General features: G+C 36.1%; 28 protein-coding genes. 14 read left to right on the top strand and 14 right to left on the bottom strand.

Features of this window, described 5'->3' with window-relative positions; all coding sequences use genetic code 11:
• Both OMO38_RS07540 and OMO38_RS07535 read left to right on the top strand, forming a co-directional pair.
• Positions 1–885, top strand: coding sequence for a sulfite exporter TauE/SafE family protein (locus tag OMO38_RS07540; RefSeq protein ID WP_264749590.1), 885 nt, complete (start codon positions 1–3; stop codon positions 883–885).
• 88 nt (positions 886–973) lie between these two features.
• On the top strand, positions 974–1,264 hold the full coding sequence (locus tag OMO38_RS07535; protein ID WP_264749589.1) for a putative quinol monooxygenase: 291 nt from the start codon (positions 974–976) through the stop codon (positions 1,262–1,264).
• Positions 1,265–1,424: 160 nt separating this feature from the next.
• On the opposite strand, the gene OMO38_RS07530 is transcribed toward OMO38_RS07535, so the two are convergent.
• Together OMO38_RS07530 and OMO38_RS07525 are read right to left on the bottom strand one after the other, a co-directional pair.
• Complete coding sequence (locus tag OMO38_RS07530) at positions 1,425–2,705, bottom strand: T9SS type A sorting domain-containing protein (protein WP_264749588.1); 1,281 nt, start codon at positions 2,703–2,705, stop codon at positions 1,425–1,427.
• 199 nt (positions 2,706–2,904) lie between these two features.
• A complete protein-coding gene (locus OMO38_RS07525) occupies positions 2,905–3,717 on the bottom strand; it encodes a T9SS type A sorting domain-containing protein (RefSeq protein WP_264749587.1) in 813 nt (270 codons plus the stop codon).
• Between the two features lie 259 nt (positions 3,718–3,976).
• On the opposite strand from OMO38_RS07525, the gene OMO38_RS07520 reads away from it, so the two are divergent.
• The 9 genes from OMO38_RS07520 to OMO38_RS07480 all read left to right on the top strand — a co-directional run bounded on the left by OMO38_RS07520 (position 3,977) and on the right by OMO38_RS07480 (position 14,281).
• A complete protein-coding gene (locus OMO38_RS07520; RefSeq protein ID WP_264749586.1) occupies positions 3,977–6,100 on the top strand; it encodes a TonB-dependent receptor plug domain-containing protein in 2,124 nt (707 codons plus the stop codon).
• 11 nt (positions 6,101–6,111) lie between these two features.
• Entirely contained in the window at positions 6,112–7,197 is a 1,086-nt protein-coding gene (locus OMO38_RS07515) for an HmuY family protein (protein ID WP_264749585.1), read from the top strand.
• A 23-nt stretch (positions 7,198–7,220) separates the two neighbouring features.
• Positions 7,221–8,099, top strand: coding sequence for a heme/hemin ABC transporter substrate-binding protein (locus tag OMO38_RS07510; protein ID WP_264749584.1), 879 nt, complete (start codon positions 7,221–7,223; stop codon positions 8,097–8,099).
• Positions 8,083–9,123, top strand: coding sequence for a FecCD family ABC transporter permease (locus OMO38_RS07505; protein ID WP_264749583.1), 1,041 nt, complete (start codon positions 8,083–8,085; stop codon positions 9,121–9,123). Before OMO38_RS07510 ends, OMO38_RS07505 begins: the two co-directional genes overlap by 17 nt.
• Complete coding sequence (locus tag OMO38_RS07500) at positions 9,123–9,896, top strand: heme ABC transporter ATP-binding protein (protein WP_264749582.1); 774 nt, start codon at positions 9,123–9,125, stop codon at positions 9,894–9,896. Before OMO38_RS07505 ends, OMO38_RS07500 begins: the two co-directional genes overlap by 1 nt.
• Positions 9,897–10,547, top strand: coding sequence for a class I SAM-dependent methyltransferase (locus OMO38_RS07495; protein ID WP_264749581.1), 651 nt, complete (start codon positions 9,897–9,899; stop codon positions 10,545–10,547). It abuts the gene before it with no gap.
• Between the two features lie 4 nt (positions 10,548–10,551).
• Entirely contained in the window at positions 10,552–11,580 is a 1,029-nt protein-coding gene (locus OMO38_RS07490; RefSeq protein ID WP_264749580.1) for a hemin-degrading factor, read from the top strand.
• Between the two features lie 673 nt (positions 11,581–12,253).
• Positions 12,254–13,126, top strand: a complete 873-nt coding sequence (locus OMO38_RS07485) for a ChaN family lipoprotein (RefSeq protein ID WP_264749579.1) — start codon at positions 12,254–12,256, stop codon at positions 13,124–13,126.
• 525 nt (positions 13,127–13,651) lie between these two features.
• Positions 13,652–14,281: a peptide deformylase gene (locus tag OMO38_RS07480; RefSeq protein ID WP_264749578.1), complete on the top strand. Its 630-nt coding sequence runs from the start codon at positions 13,652–13,654 to the stop codon at positions 14,279–14,281.
• 23 nt (positions 14,282–14,304) lie between these two features.
• Here the strand turns inward: OMO38_RS07480 and OMO38_RS07475 are convergent, their stop codons facing one another.
• The 12 genes from OMO38_RS07475 to OMO38_RS07420 all read right to left on the bottom strand — a co-directional run bounded on the left by OMO38_RS07475 (position 14,305) and on the right by OMO38_RS07420 (position 24,709).
• Complete coding sequence (locus tag OMO38_RS07475) at positions 14,305–14,886, bottom strand: hypothetical protein (protein WP_264749577.1); 582 nt, start codon at positions 14,884–14,886, stop codon at positions 14,305–14,307.
• 107 nt (positions 14,887–14,993) lie between these two features.
• A complete protein-coding gene (locus tag OMO38_RS07470; protein ID WP_264749576.1) occupies positions 14,994–15,416 on the bottom strand; it encodes an organic hydroperoxide resistance protein in 423 nt (140 codons plus the stop codon).
• A gap of 1 nt (position 15,417) precedes the next feature.
• Positions 15,418–15,852: a MarR family winged helix-turn-helix transcriptional regulator gene (locus OMO38_RS07465; RefSeq protein ID WP_264749575.1), complete on the bottom strand. Its 435-nt coding sequence runs from the start codon at positions 15,850–15,852 to the stop codon at positions 15,418–15,420.
• Between the two features lie 23 nt (positions 15,853–15,875).
• Positions 15,876–16,508: an NAD(P)H-dependent oxidoreductase gene (locus OMO38_RS07460; protein ID WP_264749574.1), complete on the bottom strand. Its 633-nt coding sequence runs from the start codon at positions 16,506–16,508 to the stop codon at positions 15,876–15,878.
• A gap of 191 nt (positions 16,509–16,699) precedes the next feature.
• Positions 16,700–17,452 (bottom strand): lipoyl(octanoyl) transferase LipB, encoded by a 753-nt coding sequence (gene lipB, locus OMO38_RS07455; protein ID WP_264749573.1) that lies wholly within the window; start codon positions 17,450–17,452, stop codon positions 16,700–16,702.
• Between the two features lie 77 nt (positions 17,453–17,529).
• Entirely contained in the window at positions 17,530–18,306 is a 777-nt protein-coding gene (gene trpA, locus OMO38_RS07450) for a tryptophan synthase subunit alpha (protein WP_264749572.1), read from the bottom strand.
• Between the two features lie 235 nt (positions 18,307–18,541).
• On the bottom strand, positions 18,542–19,750 hold the full coding sequence (gene trpB, locus OMO38_RS07445; protein ID WP_264749571.1) for a tryptophan synthase subunit beta: 1,209 nt from the start codon (positions 19,748–19,750) through the stop codon (positions 18,542–18,544).
• Entirely contained in the window at positions 19,737–20,408 is a 672-nt protein-coding gene (locus OMO38_RS07440; protein ID WP_264749570.1) for a phosphoribosylanthranilate isomerase, read from the bottom strand. Before OMO38_RS07440 ends, trpB begins: the two co-directional genes overlap by 14 nt.
• 18 nt (positions 20,409–20,426) lie before the next feature.
• Positions 20,427–21,206 (bottom strand): indole-3-glycerol phosphate synthase TrpC, encoded by a 780-nt coding sequence (gene trpC, locus OMO38_RS07435; protein WP_264749569.1) that lies wholly within the window; start codon positions 21,204–21,206, stop codon positions 20,427–20,429.
• 242 nt (positions 21,207–21,448) lie between these two features.
• Positions 21,449–22,444, bottom strand: a complete 996-nt coding sequence (gene trpD, locus OMO38_RS07430; protein WP_264749568.1) for an anthranilate phosphoribosyltransferase — start codon at positions 22,442–22,444, stop codon at positions 21,449–21,451.
• A gap of 79 nt (positions 22,445–22,523) precedes the next feature.
• A complete protein-coding gene (locus OMO38_RS07425; protein ID WP_264749567.1) occupies positions 22,524–23,117 on the bottom strand; it encodes an anthranilate synthase component II in 594 nt (197 codons plus the stop codon).
• Between the two features lie 173 nt (positions 23,118–23,290).
• Complete coding sequence (locus tag OMO38_RS07420; protein ID WP_264749566.1) at positions 23,291–24,709, bottom strand: anthranilate synthase component I family protein; 1,419 nt, start codon at positions 24,707–24,709, stop codon at positions 23,291–23,293.
• Positions 24,710–25,085: 376 nt separating this feature from the next.
• Between OMO38_RS07420 and OMO38_RS07415 the strand changes: the two genes are divergently transcribed.
• The 3 genes from OMO38_RS07415 to rlmF are packed head-to-tail and all read left to right on the top strand — an operon-like array spanning position 25,086 to position 26,593.
• On the top strand, positions 25,086–25,301 hold the full coding sequence (locus OMO38_RS07415; RefSeq protein WP_264749565.1) for a hypothetical protein: 216 nt from the start codon (positions 25,086–25,088) through the stop codon (positions 25,299–25,301).
• Entirely contained in the window at positions 25,301–25,663 is a 363-nt protein-coding gene (locus tag OMO38_RS07410; protein WP_264749564.1) for a c-type cytochrome, read from the top strand. Before OMO38_RS07415 ends, OMO38_RS07410 begins: the two co-directional genes overlap by 1 nt.
• A gap of 3 nt (positions 25,664–25,666) precedes the next feature.
• Positions 25,667–26,593, top strand: coding sequence for a 23S rRNA (adenine(1618)-N(6))-methyltransferase RlmF (gene rlmF, locus OMO38_RS07405; RefSeq protein WP_264749563.1), 927 nt, complete (start codon positions 25,667–25,669; stop codon positions 26,591–26,593).
• Positions 26,594–26,776 lie beyond the last annotated feature (183 nt).

Genomic DNA, 26,776 nt, shown 5'->3' with positions numbered 1-26,776 from the left:
ATGGTACTCTCACGAAAAGTTCAAATAAGATTAAATATATTTTTAGTCACCATTGCAATAATTTCTATTGTCGTCTTTTCGATGTATGAGTTGGGGTATTTGGATGAACTTCAATTGATTTTAGCCAAAGACAATCATATTTTTTACTGGATGATGTTGGTCGGGTTTTTAGCAGAAATCGTCGCTGGATCTATGGGAATGGGGTATGGCGTTATTTGTACAACCACACTTTTATTTCTGAATATTCCTCCGCATATAGTGAGTGCAAGTATTCATTCTGCAGAAAGTTTTACTACAGCCGCAGGAAGCATCAGCCATATCAAACTGAAAAATGTAAGTAAAAGTCTGGTGAAAAAATTGGCGGTTCCCGCCATCATAGGTGCTATTGTTGGTGCATTGTGCCTTACGTATGTTGGCGAATATTATTCGAAGATCACAAAAACAGTAATCGCTTTTTACACTTTGTATCTGGGTTTTCAGATTTTGTCGAATGCTTTCAGTCCGAAACAGAATAAGTCTTTAAAAAAGAAAACCAACTTAACAAGATTGGGATTGGTCGGTGGTTTTATCGATTCATTTGCCGGTGGAGGTTGGGGGCCTTTGGTAACCGGAACTTTAATTAAGAATTCTTTTACACCAAGATTTGCAGTGGGAAGTTCTACCGTTGCCAAATTTATTCTAACACTTACTGCTGCAATCACTTTTATTTTTACCTTGGGAATTCAGCACTGGAATATTATTTTAGGACTTTTGATTGGCGGCATTGTAACCGCTCCTTTTTCTGCCATGCTTACTTCAAAATTACCTGTGAAAGGAATGTTTATCGTTATAGGAACTTTAGTCATTGTTATGAGTTCTGTAACGATTTATAAATCTGTGTTTTAATTAAAATTTCATTTTTATCATCTAAATTTCAGGTTAAATTTAAAATAAGGATCAAAATTATTTTATTTTTATATCCTAAAATTAACACATGAATTTACACATTGTAGCGCTTTTCAAGTTTAACGAAAGTTATCTGATGGAGGCCGTAGAACTTTTCCAGACTTTGGTGAGAGAAACAAGAAAAGAAGAAGGATGTCTTCAGTATGATCTGATAGAAGATAATGAGCAGAAGGGTACTTTTTTTCTGATGGAGCTTTGGGAAAATGCAGAATACCACAGCCGTCACAACGGTACAGATCATCTGTTAAATTTCAGGAGAGATGCTTCAAAAATTTTAACAGGCAATATAGAAGTGTACAAAGGGTTTAAAGTGTATTAATCTCTTTTAAATCTAAAGGCAATACAAAACAAAAGGCAGTTTCATCATTCTTGAAACTGCCCTTTTATAGAAAAAATAGAAAGTATTAATTTTTGTTGCGGGTGGTCATTTGAGCAATTCGCTATTCAGATTAAACTGCTGATTTGCCATCCGCTTTTGCTTATTTTACAATAAGTTTTTTGGTTTCCGTCTGTCCACCAAAAGTGATTTTAACAATATAGTTTCCTGTAGGAAGATGAGATAAATTTAACTCCTGCTTGTAAAATCCTGCCTGGTTTGTTAATTCAGCTTGATGTACTCTTTTGCCGGTAAGGTCATAAACTTCTACATTACCTTTGTTATTCGCTTTTTCTTTTACATCATATAAAATGGTCACTCTTTTGTCTGAAGTCGTAGGATTCGGATAGACACCGAAAGTTGCCTTCTTGCTAACCTCAGTTACATCAAGAACAGAGGTAATATTTTTATACTTAAAATACATATTCCCGTTGGCTTCTCCGCCATTTGTAATAAAGTACATTCTATAATAGTCTGAACCCTGCTTTACATAGTATGCAACATCAGAATAAGGAGCTCCCGAAGTTGGCTTCCACGAATATCCAATCGTTGCAATATTATTTAAAAAGGCTGCAGGTGCAGGAAGCGTAGCAGCAGATGTATCCTGTGTTTCTGGTTGTACCCGTGCTACAGAAACTGTTGGACCTTGAAGAATTCCCGCCATCTTATACATCATGATATTCATGAAATTTGTATAAAATCTTGTGAACATTAGATCCCAATTAGCTTTGGGTGGCTCTAGATTTGCCACTTTTTCGCCAGTAGTGAAAGAAAAATAGTTGAAATAAGCGTCATCAGTCCCGTTGGCAATTGTTTTGGTTACAGTAGCATCCCAGGTTGAAGTAACAGCATTCCATTTTGAATATTTAAATGTATAACCTCCATAATAGTCTTCAATCATAAATTTAATATACTCATTGGTTGAAACATATTTAAGTACAAAAATTATTTTTCCCTGAATGTGGTGGTTGGCCACATTGTAATCTCCCCATCCATAGGTTGCTGATCCCTGTTCAAAAGCACCGTTCTTCAGACTTGTTGTAATATCTGGATTGTATTTTGGTGCACCCCAAGAAGCAATATTCGCTATGTCGATGGTACCCCAGTTTGCAGGAACATTAGAAGCCTCATACACCTGAATCGTCTGAGCATCATTGATTCTCGTTCCAAAATCCATTGCCGAATTTCTATAGAAAGCAATGTCCCAAGTGTTAGCCGGCTGAGACACAATACTGTTTGCGCTAAAATCGAAGAAAACTCTATTTTGATAAGATGCTCCCATGCTCAGATTAACGGTAGTGTATCCATTGGCATCAGTTTGTGCTAAAGTGGTTTGTTGAACCGTGAAGGTAAGTAGAGAAGCAAAAAGTAATTTTGTTTTCATAACGTAATTTCTTATTTAGAATTATTCTACAAAACTAAGTAATTATTTTTAATGAGTCTAAATAAAAACATGATATTTATCTTGTCTTGCTTATTTTTATATTGCTTTTTATGAATAAATACTTGAATATTAGACTTTTATCAAATAAAAAAAAGCTGACTACAATGTAATCAGCTTCAATATTTTAATAGAAATAAGATTATTTCTTGATAAATTTAGATTTTACAGCTTTACCGTCTGTAGTTTCAATCAGGATATAATAAACTCCTGTCTGAAGAGTAGTGATATCAAATTGACCATCGTTTACTTTGCCGGCAGCAACTTGTTGTCCTGCAGCAGAGTAAATTTCAATATTTTTAGGTTGTGTTTTTCCTACAAACTGTAATGTAGAATTATCTTCATTCACTGCAAATTTGATCTGCTCTGTAGATTTGAAAACATCTGCGGTTCCCAAAACTGAAGTAAGATCATACACGATATCATCAAAATCAGTCGCAGTGTGAGGTGCGTCTGCAACTGCGTTTACGGTTTTGAATACAATATAACCAGATGTAGAGTTTGGTATAACTACATTAATGGTCTGATAAACGTTGGTGGCAAGAAAAGATGGTCCGCCTATAGGAATAAAAGTATTCATGTCTGTTGGGCTGGATGCCAAACCTACCTGTAAACTTACAGGAGCTCCCGCAACATTTTTACGAGCTTTGAAGGATAGAGTTTTATTTCCGGTAGGAGCAACAATTTGTGGTGACACTAAATACTGTGGAGTATTACTGTTACCACCAGAATAGGAAGAAAGGTATTTATTCGTTGCATCGCTTGCCTCTGTGTATAATACCATCATCGGTGCAGGTTGCATTGCCGGATTACTCAATGGTGGAAGAACAGATGACCATCCGCTAGTGGAAGGGAAGGTCGTAAGACTGTTGAAATTTTGATTAAGAGTTGCCAATTGGGCATTTGCAGTCACTGCTGTAAGCATTAAAGCTCCAAAAAGTAGTTTTGCTTTCATTTTTTCTATTATTCTAATTATGATGCAAAATTAAACATTTGTTTTTAACTGTTCTAAATAAAACAATGATTTTTGTTTATTTTTTTCATTAAACAGAATAAAGAGGCTCGTAAAAAATGAAATATTGAATTTTCCGGAAGATCTTATCATTATCAAAATTGTTGTTATCATAAGAGTCTTGCAAAATATCATATCACAAAATTTCAATTATTTTTAATTATTCTAAATAAAGCACTATATTTGTCGAAAATTTGAATCTATGAAGAAGAAAGTGCTTTCTATTGTGTTATTATCAGGTTTCGTTATCATTAATGCACAGGAAAAAGATTCTTTAAATCAGAAAAAAATAGAAGAAGTTGTCATTACCGGACAATATATGCAGCAGTCTATCAACAAATCTATTTATAAAGTGGAGGTCATAGATGCACAGCAAATCAAAAATATGGCTGTAACAAATGTTGCAGAAGTTCTTAATCAAAGTTTAAATGTTCTCATCGTTTCGGATCGTAATTCTGGAAATTCTACAGCAAGCCTAATGGGACTTGGTGGTGAATATACCAAGATCCTGATCGATAATATCCCTGTTGTTGGCGACATCGGTTTGGGTAATAATATTGATTTAACCAAACTGAATGTTAATAATATTGAAAGAATAGAACTGGTAAGAGGCTCGATGGGAGTTGATTACGGTTCAAATGCGGTAGCAGGTGTTATTAATATCATTACAAAGAAAAACAGTCAGAAAAAGCTTTCTTTATCAGCTTCTTTACAGGAAGAAACTGTAGGTGAAGAGTACGACTTATACAAAAAAGGAGAAGGGAGGCATGTTCAGAATCTTAATATCGGATATAATCTTAATGAAAACTGGTACGTCGGTGCAAATATTAATCATAACGATTTTCAGGGTTTTAAAGGAGCTAGAGAAGGATATAAATATTTTACAGAAAAGAACGACGGAAACAGAGGTTATGATTGGCAGCCAAAAGATGTTTTGAATGTTGATGGAATTGTACGTTACAATAAAAAAGAGACCTCAATCTTCTACAAATTTGGATATCTAAACGAAAAACTGAACTTTTATAATCCTCTGGTCACCGAGCTGTATTTAGGAGGTGGTAACAGAACATATGTTGCGACAGACAGAGATTATCTTACAACAAGATATCTTAATCAGCTGAATATCCAGACAAAACTCGGAACAATTAATTATACGGGAGATTTTTCATATCAGACCCAAGACAGAAAATTCAGAGATTTTGAATATGATGTTCCCAACAGACAGGCTTTACAGAAAGACGAATACAAATCTTACAATAAAGCAGACGTAATCTATTCGAGAGGGGTATTCAGTAATTTTTTAGATAATGAAAAGATCGATTTCCAATTAGGATACGAACTTGATCATACCTCTGGTTTTGCAGGAAATGCTGCAGGAACTTTCGAAAGTGTTTTCGACGTTAAGAGAAAGATCTTTAATTACGCAAACTTTATTTCAGCAGAATGGACGGCAAACAGTTGGCTGTCAATTCGTCCGGGATATCGTTTGGCCTTAAGTGACAAGTTTGATACACAGCACAATTATTCTGTAACGGCAAGAGCAAAAATTACAGAGAATGATAATATCAGATTGGTAGTAGGTAGCGCAAACAGATTTCCAAACTTTGATGAACTGTATACTTTTATGGTAGACAGTAATCACAATATACAGGGAAATCAGGATCTCCGTCCTGAAGAAGGTATGACGGTTTCACTGAATGGAGAAAAAAAAATAAATACTGTCTCCGGCTGGAATCTGAAATTAGGAGCAAGCGGAACTTATCTCAATCTAAAAGACAGAATTGAACTTTCGCTTATCAACCAATCTCCACTGGAATATAAATACATCAATATCAACAAGTTTGAATCTTATTTGATTGAAGCAAATTTCAGAGCACAGAAAAATAATTTCAGTGTCGCAGCAAATGCGTCTTATTATTATATTTCGAGAGAACTGAGAGCTGCTGGAATTACTTCACCTACAGATTTCTTTTACACACTTGAAGCAAATTTAGCAGCAAATTATACGCTTCCGAAAATCAATACAACGCTATCGTTATATTATAAATACACGGGGAAAACACAGATACCTGTTTTAGTTTCTCCTGATCTTGCAACTTCCTACTATGAAATCGGCGAACGTAATGCTTTCAGCATGATGAATTTTATTGTGACTCAGCCATTCTTTAATAATCATTTAGATGTAAGTATAGGAGTGAAAAATATTTTTGATGTATCATCTGTGAGAGATACAACAATAGGTGGAACTTCACATAATGTAGCAGATTCTGCCTCTAATCTTTTCTACGGCAGAAGTTATTTTGCCAGATTAAATTATAATTTTTAAATAAATTGAAAATGAAAAAAATACTATTTTGCTTATTGATAGGCGCTTCTTTTATTTCTCAATCGTGTATTAATGACAATGAAGATCCAGTAGCAGTAGCGCCGTCAGACGGAGCCAGAGTTGATCCCAATGTAGGAGGTGCAACACAGCCGAATCAGGTTTGGTTTGATTTCGGAACAGATACTGAGATCGTTACCAAAAGAACAGATTGGGATATTGCCCTGTACTCTGGAAGCGAGTTTAAAGTTGTTTTAAATTCATCTATTATGATGGCAGCAGGTAAAATTCCGAATGCTACAAATATAGATGCAGTAACAGAAGCAAGTGTTGCAACACTGAAAAATCAGGTGCAGGTTGCCGATTTTAATCCTGCAAACGTTGCTTTCATTGATGATGTAAAAGGAGATTTTCCTGCAGGATACACTGCAATTGAAGAAATTAAAGCCAATGAAGCTGACAATGCAGTCTATCTGGTGAATATGGGTAAGGATATTTACACAGGAACAGTTCCTACAGGTTCAGTAACAACAGGTGGAGACAGCAGAGGCTGGATGAAAGTTCAGATTGTAAGAACATCAACAGGATATAAAGTAAAATATGCAGAATTAAATTCTGCTGCTCACCAGGAATTAAGTATCAGCAAAAATACTGCGTACAATTATAATTTTGTGAGTTTAAAAAATAATAAAGAGTTATTTATTCAGCCTGAAAAAAAGAAATGGGATATCTGTTTCACAGTATTCACCAATACAATTGTAGGAGCAGGAAGTTATATTTATGCTGATTTTGTAACGATTAATAACGTTGGTGGAGCGGCAGCCTACGAGGTTATTGTTCCTTCTACTTCTTCGGGGGTTGAAGCGTATACAAATTTCAAAAGTTCAGATGTAGATCAGTCGAAATTTATTCATAACGATCAGAGGATAATTGGAGCCAATTGGAGAAACCCTGTAGGAACCAATGGTCTTGAAGTTTATGGTGACCGTTTTTATGTTATAAAAGATGCGGAGGGCTTCTATTTTAAATTGAGATTTACAAGATTGACCAGCACTGCCGGAGAACGAGGAAGACCTCAGTTTGAATACAAACCATTATAATAAATCAAATAATAATAGCTAAAATGAAAAAATTCATCCTTGCAGTTTCTGTTCTTGCAGCAGTATATTCTTGCAAAAAAGAAACAAAGAGCCCTACAGAAAATAAAACTGAAGTTTCTTCAGAAACTCCAAAAACCAATAATAAAATTGTTTCTATCAGTGGTGGTATTACAGAGATAGTAGCGGCTTTAGGTCACGAAAAAGAAATCGTTGCAACAGACGTTACCAGTACCTATCCGGAATCTTTGAAAGCTACCGCTAAAGATTTAGGTCATGTAAGATCAATGACTATCGAGCCTATTATGGCAGTAAGTCCAACGTTGATTTTAGCTTCTGATAAAGACATTAACCCAGATTTATTAGGGAAAATTAAAGCTTCAGGAATTAAAACTGAATTATTTAAGCAGGAATTCACCGTTGACGGAACCAAAAAGTTAATCGCCGATGTTGCAAAAGCTATCGGAAATACAGATTACCAAAAACTGACAGATAAGATAGATGCAGATCTAAAACAGGTTCAGCCTATGGCTAAAAAACCAAAAGTTCTGTTCATCTACTCAAGAGGGAATATGATGATGGTTTCAGGAAAAAATACGCCGATGGCTGCTTTAATTGCTCTTGCAGGTGGCGAAAATGCAATCAATGATTTTGAAGATTTTAAACCTTTAACTCCGGAAGCGGTGGTAAAAGCAAATCCTGATGTACTTTTCTTCTTTTCAACAGGTCTGGAAAGTTCTGGAGGAAATGAAGGAGCTCTGAAAATGCCGGGCGTTTCTCAAACCAATGCGGGTAAAAACAAAAAGATTATTGCTATGGACGGAGGTTTGATTTCCGGTTTCGGTCCAAGAGTAGGTGAGGCTGCAGTTGCATTAAACAAACTTTTAGTTGAAAGCACAAAGTAAATTATATTTTCATCTCATTTTTAGTGCCCTCTTGCTGGTAGTTCTGGCAATTGCGGCACTTTATATTGGGGTTTACGACTTTAATGGTGTTTCACCATTTACTATTTTAAGCCAGTTCATTACAGGTGATCCAAATTTGGCATTAAGCGATAAATATGTTATCTGGGATGTTCGCGCAGCACGGATTATCATGTCGATTTTCATTGGAAGCATGCTTGCCGTATCAGGAACCAGTTTGCAGGGTTTATTCAAAAATCCTTTAGCAACAGGTGAGGCAATAGGTTTAACTTCGGGAGCCACTTTGCTTGCTGCGATTGCAATTGTTTTAGGAGGGCATTTCAAACAGTATCTTCCTGAGATGGTTCAGTTTTCACTCACAGGTATTTCAGCGTTTATCGGGGCTTTACTGGCGATGTTGCTGGTCTACAGAATATCAACGAGTGCCGGCAAAACCAATGTAGTGATGATGTTGTTAAGCGGTGTTGCAATTACCGCAATAGGTTTTTCAATTACAGGTTTTCTGATTTATATTTCTAAAGACGAGCAGTTGAGAGATTTAACCTTCTGGAATATGGGAAGTTTAGCCGCCGCAACCTGGACGAAAAACATCGTTCTTGCAGTAGTTATCGCCATTTCATATGCTATATTACTGCCTAAAGGAAAAGCATTAAATGCTATGATGTTGGGCGAAAGAGATGCTCAGCATTTGGGAATTAATGTAGAAAGATTAAAAAAACAGATTGTCGTGATTACGTCATTAATGGTCGGAACCTGCGTGGCATTTTCCGGAACGATTGGTTTCGTAGGACTTATTGTACCGTATATTCTGAGATTGTTATTTAAATCAAATTATACATTTATTCTGCCGCTGTCAGCAGTTTTGGGAAGTATTTTACTACTTATTGCAGACACCATCAGCAGAAGTATTGTAGCACCTTCAGAATTGCCGATCGGTATTTTAACATCGTTAATTGGTGGACCGATTTTCATCGCTATTTTAATTAAATTTAAAAAATCACTCTAATGTTAAAAGCACGTCAGATTGATTACAGGCATAAAGAATTTTTTATTCTGAATGATGTAGATGTCACTTTAGATTACGGCGACTTTTTGGCCATCGTTGGTCCCAATGGTGCCGGAAAATCGAGTTTGCTGAGTATTTTGGCGAATGAAGTGAAGCAGGGAAAACAGAAAATAGTTTTTAAAAACAAAGAAATTTCTGAGTGGGAAGTTCGCGAACTGTCTATGCATAAAGCAAAGTTTTCGCAACATAATTCTAACGAAATTCCTCTGCAGGTAAAGGATGTGGTCATGATGGGTCGATATCCATATTTTGATTCGCAGCCGAGAAAAGAAGATTTCGAAGCGATGAATAAACACATGTACGAAACTGATGTGTATCATTTAAAAGAGAGGGACTACAATACCTTATCGGGTGGAGAAAAACAGCGTGTACATCTTTCGAGAGTAATGGCGCAGGTAGAAAATGAGATTGAGAAGAAACTGATTTTTCTGGATGAACCTCTGAATAATCTCGATGTCAAACATCAGTACAAAGCTTTGGAAATCATCAGGAAATTTACGCAAAACGAAAATTCAGCTATTGTTGTTTTGCACGATTTGAACCTGGCAGCCCAGTTTGCAGATAAAATTTTATTAATGAAATCAGGAAAAGTTTCCGCTTACGGTACTCCTGAAGAAGTTTTTACCGCAGAAAATATTACGCAGGCATACAATTTCCCATGCACGATCTGTCCGCATCCTGTCAACGCAAACCCAATGATTATTTTTGGATAAATGGAAGAAAAAGATTTAAAAATATTAGCCCAGAATCTTGCCAATCCGCAAGGTGAAAAAGGAATCCAGATTGGCGAAATGATGCATGCCACCAACATCGGAATGACGCTGGAAAGTATTCACTCTCTGTTGATTGAAGACAGCGAGCATATTCTTGAAATCGGTCACGGAAATGCCGGTCACCTGAAAAGCTTTTTAAAAATTGCCAAAGATTTAAAATATACAGGAATCGACATCTCTGAAACGATGCACAATGAAGCTAAAAATTTAAATTCTGAATTTAAAGATCAGGCTGATTTTGTATTGTACGAAGGTGAAAAACTTCCTTTCGAAGATGAGGTTTTCGATAAGATATTTACCGTCAACACCGTTTATTTCTGGAAGGAACCTGTGGCATATTTAAACGAAATTTACAGAGTGCTGAAAGACAACGGAACTTTTATTCTCACTTTCGGGCAAAGAGATTTCATGGAAACTTTACCTTTCACAGCATACGATTTTACGCTGTACAGCAATGATGAAATGGAAGAATTGATTTCTAAAACTCAGTTTAAAAGAATGAAAATCTCCGAAAAAGAAGAAGAAATAAAAAGCAAAACCGGAGACGAATTAATCAAAAGAATTTACACAGTATTAACCATAAAAAAATAAAATAATGAGCACATTAGTTAACGAACTGAAAGAAAAATGGGAAGCTCTAAAAGCAGAAAATCCACATTTAAGAATAAGAAATGCCGCAGAACAGTTGGGTGTAAGCGAAGCAGAATTATTATTAACTAACGTAGGAGAGGGAGTTACCGTTCTGAGACCTGAATTTGCCAACATCTTAACAGAAGTTGAAAAATTAGGAAAAGTAATGGCCCTGACAAGAAACGACGAATGCGTACACGAGAGAAAAGGAACTTACCTGAATGGCGATTTCAGCAGTCCTCATGCACAGCTTTTCGTAGGTGAAGATATCGACTTGAGAATCTTCCAGAATCACTGGAAATTTGCTTTTGCAGTGGTAGAAGGTGACAGAAAAAGCCTTCAGTTCTTCGGGAAAGACGGTTTGGCACTCCATAAAATATATTTAACGAAAGACAGCAATGTTGATGCTTTCGAAACAATTGTAGAGCAGTTTAAAGCTGAAGATCAGACTGAAACGTTTGAATTTGAAGCCGTTGCCCCAAAAGCTCCAGAAAAAGCAGACTCAGAGATTGATGCTGAAGGTTTCAAAAAAGCCTGGACAGAATTGAAAGACACTCATGATTTCTTCATGATGACCAGGAAGTTCGGAGTTTCTAGAACTCAGGCTCTGAGATTAGCTCCGGAAGGGTATGCTAAAAAAATCGATACTTCAAAAGTGGTTAATGTTTTGGAAGACGCATCTGAAAAGAATCTTCCAATCATGATTTTCGTGGGTAACAGAGGAATTATCCAGATTCACACCGGTGAAGTGAAGAAAACGATGTGGCACCAACAGTGGTTCAATGTGATGGATCCTGACTTCAACTTACACTTAGATGTTACTAAAATTGCTGAAGCATGGATCGTGAAAAAACCTACGGAAGATGGTGAAGTTACTGCGATCGAGGTATTCAATAAAGAAGGTGATTTTATCGTTCAGTTCTTCGGAAAAAGAAAACCGGGAATTCCTGAATTACAGGAGTGGAAAGATCTTGTGGCAGATTTAGAGAAATAATTGATAATTGATTTGATTAAGACCGTTTTGTTTTTAAACTCAAAGCGGTCTTTTGTTTTTTTATTGAACACAATTTTTACAGATATTTTCTCTGCAAATACAAGCAATTTATATTCAAATTAGCCAATAGTGACATTAGTGAGACATATCCGTGACATTCGTGTTTAAAAAGAAATTTTAAACCACAAATTCCACAAATATTTACTGCACTAATAACACAAATTTTAAAAATTTAGATTTACTATTTATTAGTGATATTAGTGAGACATATCCGTGACATTCGTGTTTAACAAGAAATTATAAACCACAAATTCCACAAATATTTACTGCACTAATAACACAAATTTTAAGAATTTAGATTTACTATTTATTTGTGATATTTGTGAAACATATCCGTGTCACTGGTGTTTAAAAAGAAATTTTAAACCACAAATTCCACAAGTATTACTGCATTACTAACACAAATCTTAAAAATTTAGATCTAATATTTATTTGTGATATTTGTGAAAACATATCCGTGATATTCGTGTTTAACAAGAAATTATAAACCACAAATTCCACAAATATTTTCTTTACCTAGTAACATAAATTTTAAGAATTTAGATTTAATATTAATTTGTGATATTTGTGAAACATATTCGTGACATTCGTGTTTAAAAAATAAAATTTTAAGATGAAAAATATTTTTATAGTCATATTACTTGCTAGTTTTTGTTCGGTTAATGCACAAAATCTGAAAGCTTTTCAGTTCTACAATCAAAAAGGAAAGGAAATAAAAACAGAGAAATTAGCTAAAGAATTGGCAGAATATGATGTCGTTTTTTTTGGCGAGAATCACAACAGTTCGATCAATCACTGGCTTCAATTGAAAATCACAGAAGCATTATTTGCAAAGAAAAACGGACAATTAATACTGGGAGCCGAAATGTTCGAAAGAGACAATCAATCTCAGCTGGACCATTATCTTAGCGGCAAATTCGATGCAAAAACTTTGAAAGATTCAGCCCGACTGTGGAATAATTATGCGACAGATTATCAGCCTTTGGTCGATTTTGCCAAGGACAAAAAACTTAAATTTATCGCTACCAATGTTCCAAGAAGATACGCGTCACAAACAGCAAAAGAAGGTCTGGAATCGTTAACTAAATTGGGCGAAAAAGATAAGTCATACATCGCACAGCTTCCCATCAAAGTAACTTTAGACACGCCAGGTTATCCTGAAATGAAAAAAATGATGGGCGATCACGCCGAAGGTACCAAAGTAATGAATTTTATTTCTGCACAGGCCATTAAGGACGCCACCATGGCAGAATCAATTCTGAAAAATTTTGAACCCGGAAAAACATTCATCCACTATAACGGAAATTTCCACAGCAAAGAATTTGGCGGAATCTATTGGTATATCAAACAGAAAAACCCGAACTTGAAAATGGCGGTCATCTCTGTTTTTGAATCTGAAGATCCTGAATTAAAAATCCCTGAAAAAGAATATATTCCTACAGATTTTAATCTGATCATTCCGGCAGATATGACGAAGACTTATTAAGGGTAAAGGTAAAAGAGCCAGGTAAAGAGGGAAGGAACCCAGATAGTGACATCAGAATATCACTGATTTTAGAAATCAAACTGCTCTCATGATAGTGAAAATAAAATTCTAAAGTCTTTTAAGTGCTAACATCTCCCACAGATCGCACAGATTATCACAGATATTTGATCCTGCTAAATCATAGGTTTTTCAAAATGAAGTTTCTCAAATATTCGAAAATTATTTGGAATTTCAATGCTTTTACAATTCTCAGAAAATCTTAGATTTTCAAAACTTATGTGTTCTTTTATGCAGAACAAAAATTACATTCTAAAGTGACTAATGTGTTAGAATTTCCCACAGATTTCACAGATCTACACAGATAAATGTGCGGAAAAAATCTGCTCAATCAGTAAAATATGCGGGAGAAAAATGTCAGATAAATTCAATAGGAAAGGGCTTTAGCCCGTTTTTTAATAAAAATAAATTCCAATGGCTTTAGCCAAAACTTAAAACATCTTTATATTTGTTCAATATTCAAAAACAATGAGAAAACTCTCTTTACTCCTCATATTTTTCATCAGTTTCATCAACGCTCAAAAACTGACTTCTACCGAGATTTCCTTAATTAATCAAGGCAATATCAAAACCGCTCTGCCTATTTTTCAGACGACAGATTCGCATCAGCACACCACTTTATTAGATCAGTCAAAAGAAATTGATCCTACCGATCCAAATACCGCAACATTGGTTTTAAGAATGAAAGAATCTCTTTTGTCAACAGACGGTGGAGTAGGAATTGCCGCACCACAGGTTGGAATCAACCGAAAAGTAATCTGGGTTCAGCGTTTTGACAAGCACGGCGAACCTTTGGAATACTTCATCAATCCTGTCATTACCTGGAAATCTGAACTTCAGAATCTTGGTCCGGAAGGCGACTTGTCAATCCCTGAATTCCGTGGACAGTTTTATAGAAGCAAAGTTATTCAGCTGCAGTATGTAGATTTAAAAGGACAGAAATTTACAGAAATCGTAGAAGGTTTTACCGCCGTGATTTTCCAACACGAAATTGACCACCTCTTTGGAATTTTAATTTCAGATAAAAAAGAAAAAGAACTGGGTGATGACTATATAAAAGTGGATGCGTACAAGAAAAGTGATTCTGTGACGAGATAAAGGATAGATTCTTAGTTAAATATTTATGTAATAAAAGTATTTATGATTTTTTTGATTTTCCAATCGCCATTTTTCTGCTTTTCAAGTAAATAGCCGAAACCAATTCCAAAAACTGATTCGTAGTAAGATGTTTCTATATACGCAATATTTTCATTAAAATATACCGGATTTGAAAATTGATAAAGTTTTTTCCGCCGATAAACTTCCTCTTTATCGGCTACTGCAATATTTAAATTTATCTTAGGGTCAATATATAAAGAATCAAAGATATACGCGTTCTGTTTCAGAAGGTTTAATGAATCAGATTTTCTGCTTTTAAATTCATTTTCATTCAAATCTAATAAACGAATAATATTTTTATTGAGAGATGAAGGTGGCCCGGGCTCTTCACCTAAAATCTCTTTTCGACCTGGAATATAAATTTTTAATTTCCGAAGTTCACCATTTATTAAAAATTTGTGGTTTTTGCTGAAACCGTATCGCTCAGATTCATATTTCAAAACAGTATTTAACATTTTGTTTAACTCTATTTTCTCCTGTTCATTACTCTTAGAACAGCCGATCATAAAAATAAGTGAAACAATTCCAACGATAATTTTATTCATTTTGAGATATTGGTTATTAAAAATACATATAAATTTAAAAACGCTGATCAAGATTAAAAAAAATCTGCCTCCAAAGAAAGCAGATTCATATGTAAAAAGAAAAAATCTTAGTTATTCGTCACCGAAAGTTTCACCTCAATATTATTTCTTGTCGCATTTGAATACGGACAGATCTGATGCGCCTTTTCTGTCAGTTCCTGAGCTTCTTCGAGAGAAACTCCCGGAATATTCACCACTAATTCTGCAGCCAGACCAAAACCTCCATCTTCATTCTGTCCGATGCTCACTTTTGCGGCTACCGAAGTTTCTCCGGTTTTAATTTTAGATTTGCTGATAATTAAATTCAGTGCGCTGTCAAAGCAGGCTGCATATCCTGCTGCGAAAAGCATTTCAGGGTTTGTGTAATCGTCATTGGCTCCGCCCAGTCCTTTAGGCATTCTCACTTCAAGATCCAAAACTCCGTTATCGCTTTTTACCTGTCCGTTTCTTCCGCCTTTTGCGGTAACGTTGGTGGTGTATAATGTTTTCATTTTATTTTTGAGTTTTATTTAAAATTTTCTGAATGGTTTCTTTAAGTTCGAGCAAATCTTCAGTCGAAAGATTCAGTTTTTCCTGCATTTTTGCAGGAATTTCACAGGCTTTATGCTGTAAATCTTTGCCTGCCTGATCCAAAAAAACTTCAACTACCCGTTCATCTTCTTTTTTTCTTTTTCGGATGACGAAACCTTTGGCCTCCAGTCTTTTCAGAAGTGGCGTTAACGTTCCGCTGTCGAGATACAGTTTTTCACCCACCTGATTTACGGTCAATCCATCCTTCTCCCAAAGCACCATCATCACAAGATATTGTGGATAGGTAATATCAAGTTCATCGAGAAACGGACGGTATAAACCGGTAATTTCCTTTGCGATGACGTAAAGCGGGAAACACAGTTGGCTTCCTAATTGGGGTGGGTTGTGATTTTCCATAATTGAGTGTGTTTTTAAAAATACTATTTTGTAATGATAAATTCCTCCATAGGAATTCTCACCTTTTTCATGTGCGACAGCCAGTCGTTTTCAGCATCACGGTAACCCAAATACAGAAGCGAAACGCTTTTTAAACCTAATTTTTTAAGTTCAAGAATCTCGTCAACTGCTTCATTATTGAAACCTTCTGCTGGTGTAGAATCGATTTTCAATTCTGCTGCCTGAGCCATTGCCAAGCCTAAAGCAATATAAGTCTGTCTTGCTGTGTGCGCAAAATGCTGTTCGGGAGTCTGGGCGTTGTACAGATCTTTAATCATATCGGTATAACTGCTGAAACGTCCTTGTGGCAAGTCTCTCACATCGGTATGATGATCGTAAACTTTGTCAATTTTTTCATTGGAATAGCTGTCCCAGGCAGCAAAAACTAAAACATGAGAACAGTCTCTCATCACTTCCGGATTAAACGCTCCGCTCACCATTTTCTCTTTCAGATCCTGATTTTCTACAACAATTAATCTGAAAGGCTGTAAACCTGATGAGGTGGGAGCCAGTCTCGCAGCTTCCAAAATCTTATCTAAATCTTCCTGTGATACCTTTTTTGTTGAGTCATACGCTTTTGCGGCATGTCTCCAGTTTAAATCTTCTATTAACGACATTGTTTATTATTTTATATTAAAATTTTGATTCTTAAATAATCTGAATCAAATAACAATGCAAATTTACAAAACAATTAAATTGCACACAATTTAATTTTGAAAAATTCAATTCAGATGAAATCAATAATGTAAATTATTTGAAACAAAAAATCCATCGTAATGAACAATGGATTTTTATCTTTTAAATAAAATTAAACTCTTTGGGAACTTTCTGTTTTATGATCAACCAATTCTGCCTCAAAAACATCCGCAAAATGCATTCTGATTTTGGCCTTGATATCTTCCATTTCTTCAGGAGTCAATTCTCTTTCAAGTTCTCTCTTTAAAGAAGTCACCTGCTTGTCCTTAATTCCACAGGGAACGATGTACTCAAAATAACGCATATCCGTGTTGATGTTTAAAGCAAAACCGTGAAGGGTTACCCAACGCGAGGCTTTCACTCCCATTGCACAGATTTTTCTTGCATAAGGTTTCCCAACATCCAGCCACACTCCGGTTTCGCCTGGAGATCTTTCACCCTTCAGACCGTAATCGGCAATGGTTCTGATAATCACTTCCTCCAGATTTCTCATGTATTTGTGAATGTCTGTGAAGAAATTTTCAAGATCTAAAACAGGATAACCAACGATTTGTCCGTAGCCGTGATAGGTAATGTCTCCACCACGGTTTACTTTCACGAAAGTCGCCTCGATTTCTTTTAATTTATCGATTCCTGCAAGCATATTTTCCTCATGTCCGCTTTTGCCGAGGGTATATACGTGAGGATGCTCTACCAAAAGAAAATGATTGGGCGTTGTGATATGATTTTCAGGAGATAAATCGCGGTTTTTAATTTTAATATCAATAATATCTTTCATCAGTTTTTCCTGATAATCCCAAGCAGGCTGATATTCTCTGATGCCTAAATCTTCAAATTCTACGACTTTATTTTGATGTGTATTCATGCGGATCTCTCTTTTCTCAAAATCTTTAGGCTGAAATTTTTGATCAGCTCAATTTGGAGATACAAATTTAGTGATTTTTACCCTTTCATGGAATGGACAAAATCTATGGCGTCCTTCTTCCAATCTCTATTTTGTAAAAGGACGTTGACAAAGGCCGTTCCAATGATTCCGCCGTCTGCTTTTTCGGTAACGTTTTCAAAATCTTCTTTGGATTTAATTCCAAAACCGATCATAACAGGATTTTGTAAGGGAAGAGCATCAATTCTTGATAAATATTCTTCATTTTTTAAGACCGCATTTTCCTTTCCTGTTGTGGAAGACGAGCTTACCGCGTACAGAAAACCCGAACTTAAAGAATCCAGATACAGAATTCTTTCATCTGAAGTTTCCGGTGTAATTAGAAAGGTGAAATTTAAATTATATTTTTCTAAAATTTTCTGATAATTTTTTTCAAATTCAATAGGTGGAAGATCAGGAATAATTAATCCTGAAACACCACTTTCAGAACATTCTCTACAAAATTTTTCAAATCCAAAACTTAAAACCGGATTGATGTATCCCATCAAAATGACCGGGATTCTGATTTCATTTTTAATGGATTTTAACTGTGAAAATAATTTTTCAATCGTCATTCCGTTTTTTAATGCCAATTCATGCGCTTTTTGAATAACCGGTCCGTCAGCAACAGGATCAGAATAGGGCATCCCGATTTCCGTCATATCCGCTCCCGAATCCTGAATTACTCGGACTATTTCAGCGGTATCTTCCAGCTGCGGAATTCCTGCAGTGAAGTAGATGTTAAGGAGTTTGGGCTGGGTGTTGGATGATGTATGTTCGGTAGTATGTTGATTCATTTTTGATTTTTTTTGGTTTTTTGGAATATTTTCCTTCTGCATTTTTGATGGGAATTTACTCTATAAGCTATCAGGTTGTTCCAGTGAAATTTTTCTGATGATATTTTAGATAAGATTATAACCTATTCTTTATTAAGTTTTTCAGAAGGATTTCTCTAATGAACGTTTTGATAGGATTGCATCCTATCCTCAGTTAAGTCGTTCCTTTGGGACTTTTTAGCATTTTTTTATATAATTAATCTTCCTTCTTCGCATTTCCATCTTCCAGCGCCCTTAAATACGTTTCCATATCTTTATCGCCGCGGCCACTGAGGCAGATGACAACTACATCATGTTCGTTAAATTTCTTTTTATTTAAAACTGCCAACGCGTGGGCACTTTCCAACGCGGGAATAATTCCCTCCAGTTTTGTCAGTTCAAATGCAGAAACCAAAGCCTCATCATCATTTATGCTGAAAAATTCTGCGCGGTTTTCTTTGAACAAATGCGCATGGAAGGGCCCAATTCCAGGATAATCCAAACCGGCAGAGATGGAATGAGGCTCGATAACCTGACCGTCATTGGTCTGCATAACCAGACTTTTACTTCCGTGCAAAATACCCAGCGTTCCCAAAAAAGTGGTGGCCGCCGATTTTCCTGATTCAACGCCAAAACCTCCGGCTTCTGCCGCAATGATTTTTACATTTTCTTGTTCGACAAAGTGGTAGAAAGTCCCTGCCGCATTGCTTCCGCCACCAACACAGGCAATCACACAGTCAGGATTTTCTCTGCCGATCTGTTCATAAAGTTGTTCCTTAATCTCTTTTGAAATCACAGATTGAAATCTCGCCACCAAATCAGGGAAAGGGTGCGGGCCGACCACACTTCCAATTACATAATGTGTTGTGGTAGAGTTATTAATCCAGTCTCTTAATGCTTCATTCACAGCATCTTTCAGCGTCTTTGAACCGGAAGTTGCAGGAATTACGGTTGCTCCCAGCATTTTCATTCTTCCGACATTAGGAGCCTGTCTCGCAATATCGACTTCGCCCATGTAGACAATACATTCTAAGTTTAGCAATGCACACGCCGTTGCAGTTGCCACACCGTGCTGTCCGGCACCTGTTTCTGCGATTATTCTGCGTTTTCCAAGTCGTTTTGCCAATAGAACCTGCCCTAAAGCATTGTTAATTTTATGCGCTCCGGTGTGATTGAGATCTTCTCTTTTCAGATAAACTTTAGTTTTATATTTTTCACTCAAATTTTTAGCAAAATAGAGTGGCGTAGCACGTCCGACATAATTTTTCAGCAAATCCTGATACTCATTTTGAAACTCTTCGGACTCTATGATTTCAAGATAATTTTTCTGCAGTTCTTCAACGTTTGGATACAGCATTTCGGGGACAAATGCACCGCCGAATTCTCCGTAATATCCGTTTTGGTCTGGGTTTTTATAATTTTTCATATAATTTTTTTATTTTTTCTAAATCTTTCACCCCCGCCTCAATTTCAAATTTTGAATTGATATCCAGTGCAAAAGGTTTTTGTTTTAAATTTTTGATATCATCAACATTTTCCAGGGAAATTCCGCCACTTAGAAAATAGGGAAGTGGGACTTTAATTTCGTTCAGAATGTTCCAATCAAATGTTTTTCCTGTTCCGCCAAAGGCTTTTGAATCGGTGTCAAACAGAAGATTTGAGATTTGAGATTTGAGATTTGAGATTTTTTCTACTTCGATTACTGCTTCAGACTTCATATTTCCAACCCGAATTACTTTGATAATTTTTATAGTTTCTTTTAGAATCTGTCTTAGCCTTACAATATATTCCTCATTTTCGTCGCCGTGAAGCTGGATGAAATTTAAATCTGCTTTTTCTGAAATACCAACAATTTTTTCGACAGTTTCATTCACAAAAACTCCAACTTTTCCCTGATGATTTATTTTTGAAATCTCATCTAAACTCAAATGATTCAGAACAAATCTTGGCGATTTTTCGTAAAAAATAAAACCTAAAAAATCAATTTTTAATGCCACTAATTCATTGATTTGGCTGAGTTGGGTCAATCCGCAGACTTTAACTCGCGGTTGGCGGTTGGCTTCTTGCTTTTGGCTTTTAAACATTGGTAAATTGTTAGATTTTTACATTGCTACATTAGAAATAAATTCAGCGAATTTATTTCCAGGTTTTTCATCTTTCATAAAATATTCGCCCATCAGAAAACCGTCAAAGCCTTTTTCTTTCAGAAAATTAAAATCTTCTTCGCTGTAAATACCGCTTTCTGCAATAGATAAAGTCTTTTCCGGAAGTTGATTTTTCAGATGAACTGAATGTTGTAGATCCACCTTGAAATCTTTTAAATTTCTATTGTTGATGCCTACGAAATCCACGTTTTTATCAATGTGTTGAAGTTCTTCCTCGGTGTGAATCTCGAGTAAGACTTCCAGATCTAAACTGTGCGCCAATTCAGTAAATTCTGAAACCTGATTCTGCGAAACACAGGCTGCAATGAGCAAAATTACGTCAGCGCCCATCGATTTCGCTTCGTAAAACTGATATTCATCGATCATAAAATCTTTTCTTAAGATCGGAATGTTGATGTGATTTCTGACACTGAGAATATCTTCAAAACTTCCACCGAAAAAATCCTGATCCGTTAAAACCGAAACGGCACTTGCTCCAAATTTTTCATAAGCAGACGCAACTTCCAGAGGAGAGACTTTATCATTGATAATTCCCTTTGAGGGAGATTGTCTTTTAAATTCAGCAATAATTCCGGATTTTGAATGTAATGATTCTTTCAACGATAATTTTTTTCTGTTGAAAAATTTTGAATCCTTTAACTGCTGTAATAAAACTCTGGATTTTGAATCTGCTATTTCCTGCTTTTTTCTTGCAATGATTTTATCTAAAATATTCATATTGTTTATTTTTTTTACCACTAAGGACACAAGGTTTTTCGCAAGGAACACAAGGTTTTGTGGATGTTGTAACTTTAATTTTTAACTAATCTTCTACGTATAAAAACTTTGCGACCCGGCTTGAGCGGAAATCCTTTTTTTTGCGGTGGTAGAAGCCTGACAAAAAAAGATTGGGAGCGGAAGACGGAAATTGTCGCCATGAAAAATTGTAAAATTAACTTTCGGGGAAGTCTATTTGTTGATTAAAAATTAGTTTTGATCAAATTGTTGAAACAAATCAGGGCTTTTCCACTTTCTAAACTCTCCTGTGCCAGCAAACGACAATCAGAATATGAACCCCAGTTTTTTGTGTGATAGAGCGCAACTGCGGCGTTCGCCACAACAACTGCATTCTGATCTGCCGAACCATTACCTTCCAGAATATTTTTGAACAGTTCCGCAGATTCCTGAATGGTTGATCCACCAGCAATATTTTGAGGATCAACAGGATTGAAACCTAAATCTTTAGATGAATAAATTTCTTCACCATCTTTCGTGATGATCTTGCTGTCACCGGTCAGGCTGATTTCGTCGTAACCGTCCAATCCGTGCACCAGAATAAAGTCGCGACTGTCTTTCTGAAGCAGATACTGATAAATTCTTGCAATCTCGAGGTTGTAAACACCAATCACTGAAAACTGTGTTTTTGCGGGATTAACCAACGGACCGAGCAGGTTGAAAAACGTACGCAGACCCAAAGATTTTCTCAGAGCGCCCACAGACTGCAATGCCGGATGAAAATAAGGAGCGTGCAGAAAACAGATGTTTGCTTTTTCAAGATCCTGATTGAGCTCTTCAGATGTTTTTTTGAACTGATATCCCAGTGCTTCCAATACATTTGACGAACCGGTTATCGCTGAAGCTCCGTAATTACCGTGTTTGGTCACTTTCTGTCCGGCTCCGGCAACCACAAAACTCGCCAAAGTGGAAATGTTGATGGTGTTTTTTCCGTCGCCACCGGTTCCCACGATGTCGATGGTGTTTTCTGCTTCGATGCTGACTTGAACGGCCATGGTAAGTAGAGCCTGTCTGAAACCTTCCAGTTCTTCCAAAGTGATATTCCGCATCAGAAAAATACTGATGAAAGCGGTAACTTCAGTTGCATTGAATTTATTTTGAGCAATTTCAATCATAATCGCTTTTGCTTCCGATTTTGATAAGGTGTGATGATTGAAAAGGTATTCTAATATTTCTTTCATAAAAGTTGTTGGTTTTTAGTTATTGGTTTTTAGTGAAATTGTTGTGAAATAAATTCTATCAACAATCAACTAAATCCAATCAACTATTTAAAAAATTCCTGATAATCTGTTCTCCATCCGGTGTCAGAATACTTTCTGGATGAAACTGAACGCCATGAACATCATAATTTCTGTGCTGCAAAGCCATGATCATTCCGTCGTTATCGGTCGCTGTAATTTCTAGTTCTGAGGGAAAATTTTTAGGATTGACTGCCCAACTGTGGTAGCGTCCAACTTCAATTTCTTCGGGTAAATTTCTGAACAGTTTTACATTTTCTCTCACAGTTTTTGAAGATGTTGCTACGCCGTGGAAAATTTCTGTCAGATTGATTAAATTTCCGCCGAAAGCTTCTGCAATTGCCTGTTGACCGAGACAAACTCCGAGAATACTTTTTTTTGGTGCATATTTTTTAATTAATTCCAGTAAAATTCCGGCTTCTTCAGGAATTCCGGGACCTGGAGAAAGGATGATTTTGTCATATTTTTCGACTTCTTCTAATGAAATTTCATCATTTCGGTACACGTCAACTTTTTGATTGGAAATTCGCTCAATCATCTGAACGAGGTTGTAGGTAAAGCTGTCGTAGTTATCGAAGACAAGGATATTGGCTTGGTTATTTATTTCAGTTTTCATTTTATATCTGATGTTTGTTTTTGATTAAATAATGATTTCAGGAGAACTTTGCGACCCGGCTTGAGCGGAACTCCTTTTGCGAAGCAAAAGAGTGGGAGCGGAAGACATTAATGAGAAAAAGCACACGCTTTTATCGAAATTTACAAACGAAGTTCTTTGTCGCCATAAAATTTTTAAACCAATTTCTCCGCCTTCTCTACCGCTTTTTTCAGGGCGTTGAGTTTGTTATTCACCTCCTGAAGTTCATTTTCGGGAATTGATTTTGCAACCAATCCAGCTCCGGCCTGATAAAATAATGTATTGTTTTTGCTAAGAAAAGTTCTGATCATAATCGCCTGATTGCAGTCACCGTTCAAACCGATCATCCCGATGCAGCCGCCATAATAACCGCGGGAATCTTTTTCGTATTCGTTGATGAGCTGAAGTGCTTTGTATTTCGGTGCTCCGCTTAAAGTTCCCTGCGGAAAAGTGGCAGAAACAATGTCGAAAGGATTTGTGTTTTCTTCCAGTTCTGCCGTCACTTCGCTGACCATGTGAATGACGTGCGAGAAAAGCTGAATTTCTTTCAGTTTGGTCACGGTTACGTTTTTCCCCATTTTGCCTAAGTCGTTTCTGGCTAAATCTACCAGCATCGTATGTTCGGCATTCTCTTTCGGATCTTTTTTTAAGGCTTCCGCAGACTGCAGATCGGTTTCAAAATCTCCGCTTCTTTTGAATGTTCCGGCAATCGGATGGATAATAGCTTTCCTGTTTTTAATAATCAACTGACTTTCTGGACTTGATCCGAATAATTTATAGTCTCCGTAATCAAAAAAGAATAAGTATGGGGAAGGATTGATGTTCCTCAAAGCACGGTAAACATTGAATTCATCGCCTTTAAATTTCTGCTCAAATCTTCTGCTCAAAACCAACTGAAAAACGTCACCTCGCATACAGTGTTTCTGAGCCTTACCTACCAGTTCAAGATATTCTTCATCAGTAAGATTTGAAGTTTCAAAACCATCTTTTTCGAAAGGATAAACAAGGGCGTTTTTATTTTTAATTAAATCCTGCAACAGGCGCATTTCAGATTTTACACCGTCGATCTGATTTTCAATAAAGTGCATTTCATCATTAAAGTGGTTGATGGCAATCACGTACTGATATAGTCTGTAACGCAAAACCGGGATTTCCACTTCTTTGCTTTGAGGCTTGAATCCGATATTTTCAAAAAGTGGAACGGCTTCAAAACTCGTGTATCCAAAAAGACTCTGTGCAGTTTTTTCAATAGAATCATTTGTTTTTTCACAGATGAAAGTTTTAGAAAATTGATTCAATAGATCTGTCACTTTGATATTCTCCAAAGGCTTTTTCTCCGGACTTTCATTGGGGAATTTTACTTCAAACTCGTGAAGATTTTTAATTTCAATTCCCGCAATCGCATTGACGGCAATAAAAGAAAAATTGTTGTCGATATTCTTGCTGTCTGAACTTTCCAAAAGAATAGTGTCTCGGAATTTATCTCTGATCTGAAGATAAATATTCATCGGGGTTTGCAGATCTCCCAATGTCTTTTTTGAGGTGGTTTTTATATTGATTTTCTGAGTAAACATTTTGATAAATTTAAATTTTTCGACAAAAAAAAGACTTCAACGCAATCGTCAAAGTCTCTGTATGTTTTCTATAATATTCCTGCTGTAACTTAACAACACGACAATAGCATCAGACCCGACGAAGAGTTTGATTGCCACCACCAATTTTTGTTAACTGAATTAATCATGGGACAAATGTAGAACTTTTTTTAATATCAGAAATGAAAAATTTAAAAAAGTGAAATTTATTTTTCTTGGAATCAGTTTAAACATGACTTAAAAAACCTTTAAATCTCGTATTTGACCAATTATTTTTTATATTTTTGTGACCGAAAATAAATACTGGTGAAGTCATGGAGTGATTTCATTTTAGTATAAAAAAATTAAATATTTAGATATGAAAAAAGTATTAGCAATCGTATTTATCGGAGGTTTGTTCGCTGTAAGTTGTTCAAAAAAAACTGACAAATCATTACAGGACAGCAACACGATGTTGCCAGAACCGGAAGCTACAACCGTAGTAACTGATTCTACTGCCAAGACAGAAACTGCTCCTGCAACTGCAATTCCAGCTCCGTCACCATCTACAGATTCTACGGCATCAGCTAAATAATGAAAAAACTATTTTTAACAGGAGCAGTAAGCTTGCTTATTATTTCCTGTTCGAAGAAAGAAAATTCAGAAATACAGCCTTCATCAGATGCTTCTACACCTATAGCGACCAATGTTTCCGGTCAGAGTTTGGTAGAGGCATCTGACTGTATGGCTTGTCATAATGCCGAGGAACGTTTGATAGGACCATCATACAAAGAAATTGCGGCTAAATATTCTGAAAAAGATATTGAAATTCTGGCTTCAAAAATTATTGAAGGTGGAAGCGGTGTATGGGGAAGTGTTCCGATGCAGCCTCATCCGCAGATTTCAAAAGAAGATGCCAAAAAAATGGTGGAGTATATTCTGAAGCAGAAAAAATAATTCATGACCACCGAAAAATCAGGAATGCACACAAGAAATCTTCATCGAAATTCTTACAATTTCGACGAATTGATTTCCTGTGTGCCGGAACTGAAACATTATGTTTTTAAAAATTCGTACGGAAATTTAACAATCAATTTCAGCATTCCCAAAGCTGTAAAACTGTTGAACAAAGCACTGCTGCAGCATTTTTATCAGGTGAAAAACTGGGATATTCCCGACGAAAATCTTTGTCCGCCCATTCCGGGACGTGCAGATTACATTCATTACATCGCTGATTTGCTGGCAGGAAATTCCAAAGAAATCCCGCAAGGATCGTCAGTCAAAGGTCTCGACATTGGAACCGGAGCCAATTTGGTTTATCCGCTGATTGCGCATCAGTCTTATGGCTGGGAAATGTTGGGAACCGATATCAGCCAGAAATCTTTAGATAATGCGCAGAAAATTTTAGATGAAAACCCGGATTTTTATGAAAATATTCAAGTGAAATTTCAGCCGGATTCGAATTTTATCTTTAAAAATATTCTTAATTCTCAGGATAAATTTACGTTTTCCATGTGCAATCCGCCATTTCATGATTCTGAAGAATCTGCATTAAAAGGAAATCTCAGGAAAACAAAAAATCTTCAAAATTCAAAAGTTCAAAAACCTAATCTCAATTTCAGCGGACAACAGGCTGAATTGTGGTGCGAAGGTGGGGAAATCGCTTTTATCTCAAAAATGATTGAGGAAAGCGTTTTGTATTCTTCACAGATTCTTTGGTTCACAACTTTGGTTTCGAAAAAGGAAAATTTATTTAAATTAAATTCACTTTTGAAGAAATTATACGCTTTCGAGGTAAAAACAATCGATATGGCGCAGGGTCAAAAGATCAGCAGAATTTTAGCTTGGACTTTTGTTCCTAAAAACAGGAGAAATAGTTTCTTTTAATTATATTAGGATAAACCTCCAAAATTGAATTTGATTATCCGCTGTTTGTCATCTTTGGTTTTTTACCACAAAGAACACTAAGAATGTCACAACGTTCACAATGTTTTGTGCACCTCGTGAAAAACCTTTGTGCACATTGTGGTAAAGGATATATCACAGACAATAAAGATTTTGAAAATTTCA

The sequence above is a fragment of the Chryseobacterium kimseyorum genome (genome assembly GCF_025971945.1).
In the GTDB taxonomy this organism is placed as follows: Bacteria; Bacteroidota; Bacteroidia; order Flavobacteriales; family Weeksellaceae; genus Chryseobacterium; species Chryseobacterium kimseyorum.
The sequence above is the reverse complement of the archived record's forward strand: the minus strand, read 5'-3'. Positions and strand labels throughout refer to the sequence as shown.

What these genes read in the sequence shown, in the direction of transcription:
- OMO38_RS07540 (WP_264749590.1), top strand. Translation starts at nt 1, where the DNA reads ATGGTACTCTCACGAAAAGTTCAAATAAGATTAAATATATTTTTAGTC.
- OMO38_RS07535 (WP_264749589.1), top strand. Translation starts at nt 974, where the DNA reads ATGAATTTACACATTGTAGCGCTTTTCAAGTTTAACGAAAGTTATCTG.
- OMO38_RS07530 (WP_264749588.1), bottom strand. Translation starts at nt 2,705, where the DNA reads ATGAAAACAAAATTACTTTTTGCTTCTCTACTTACCTTCACGGTTCAA.
- OMO38_RS07525 (WP_264749587.1), bottom strand. Translation starts at nt 3,717, where the DNA reads ATGAAAGCAAAACTACTTTTTGGAGCTTTAATGCTTACAGCAGTGACT.
- OMO38_RS07520 (WP_264749586.1), top strand. Translation starts at nt 3,977, where the DNA reads ATGAAGAAGAAAGTGCTTTCTATTGTGTTATTATCAGGTTTCGTTATC.
- OMO38_RS07515 (WP_264749585.1), top strand. Translation starts at nt 6,112, where the DNA reads ATGAAAAAAATACTATTTTGCTTATTGATAGGCGCTTCTTTTATTTCT.
- OMO38_RS07510 (WP_264749584.1), top strand. Translation starts at nt 7,221, where the DNA reads ATGAAAAAATTCATCCTTGCAGTTTCTGTTCTTGCAGCAGTATATTCT.
- OMO38_RS07500 (WP_264749582.1), top strand. Translation starts at nt 9,123, where the DNA reads ATGTTAAAAGCACGTCAGATTGATTACAGGCATAAAGAATTTTTTATT.
- OMO38_RS07495 (WP_264749581.1), top strand. Translation starts at nt 9,897, where the DNA reads ATGGAAGAAAAAGATTTAAAAATATTAGCCCAGAATCTTGCCAATCCG.
- OMO38_RS07490 (WP_264749580.1), top strand. Translation starts at nt 10,552, where the DNA reads ATGAGCACATTAGTTAACGAACTGAAAGAAAAATGGGAAGCTCTAAAA.
- OMO38_RS07485 (WP_264749579.1), top strand. Translation starts at nt 12,254, where the DNA reads ATGAAAAATATTTTTATAGTCATATTACTTGCTAGTTTTTGTTCGGTT.
- OMO38_RS07480 (WP_264749578.1), top strand. Translation starts at nt 13,652, where the DNA reads ATGAGAAAACTCTCTTTACTCCTCATATTTTTCATCAGTTTCATCAAC.
- OMO38_RS07475 (WP_264749577.1), bottom strand. Translation starts at nt 14,886, where the DNA reads ATGAATAAAATTATCGTTGGAATTGTTTCACTTATTTTTATGATCGGC.
- OMO38_RS07470 (WP_264749576.1), bottom strand. Translation starts at nt 15,416, where the DNA reads ATGAAAACATTATACACCACCAACGTTACCGCAAAAGGCGGAAGAAAC.
- OMO38_RS07465 (WP_264749575.1), bottom strand. Translation starts at nt 15,852, where the DNA reads ATGGAAAATCACAACCCACCCCAATTAGGAAGCCAACTGTGTTTCCCG.
- OMO38_RS07460 (WP_264749574.1), bottom strand. Translation starts at nt 16,508, where the DNA reads ATGTCGTTAATAGAAGATTTAAACTGGAGACATGCCGCAAAAGCGTAT.
- lipB (WP_264749573.1), bottom strand. Translation starts at nt 17,452, where the DNA reads ATGAATACACATCAAAATAAAGTCGTAGAATTTGAAGATTTAGGCATC.
- trpA (WP_264749572.1), bottom strand. Translation starts at nt 18,306, where the DNA reads ATGAATCAACATACTACCGAACATACATCATCCAACACCCAGCCCAAA.
- trpB (WP_264749571.1), bottom strand. Translation starts at nt 19,750, where the DNA reads ATGAAAAATTATAAAAACCCAGACCAAAACGGATATTACGGAGAATTC.
- OMO38_RS07440 (WP_264749570.1), bottom strand. Translation starts at nt 20,408, where the DNA reads ATGTTTAAAAGCCAAAAGCAAGAAGCCAACCGCCAACCGCGAGTTAAA.
- trpC (WP_264749569.1), bottom strand. Translation starts at nt 21,206, where the DNA reads ATGAATATTTTAGATAAAATCATTGCAAGAAAAAAGCAGGAAATAGCA.
- trpD (WP_264749568.1), bottom strand. Translation starts at nt 22,444, where the DNA reads ATGAAAGAAATATTAGAATACCTTTTCAATCATCACACCTTATCAAAA.
- OMO38_RS07425 (WP_264749567.1), bottom strand. Translation starts at nt 23,117, where the DNA reads ATGAAAACTGAAATAAATAACCAAGCCAATATCCTTGTCTTCGATAAC.
- OMO38_RS07420 (WP_264749566.1), bottom strand. Translation starts at nt 24,709, where the DNA reads ATGTTTACTCAGAAAATCAATATAAAAACCACCTCAAAAAAGACATTG.
- OMO38_RS07415 (WP_264749565.1), top strand. Translation starts at nt 25,086, where the DNA reads ATGAAAAAAGTATTAGCAATCGTATTTATCGGAGGTTTGTTCGCTGTA.
- OMO38_RS07410 (WP_264749564.1), top strand. Translation starts at nt 25,301, where the DNA reads ATGAAAAAACTATTTTTAACAGGAGCAGTAAGCTTGCTTATTATTTCC.
- rlmF (WP_264749563.1), top strand. Translation starts at nt 25,667, where the DNA reads ATGACCACCGAAAAATCAGGAATGCACACAAGAAATCTTCATCGAAAT.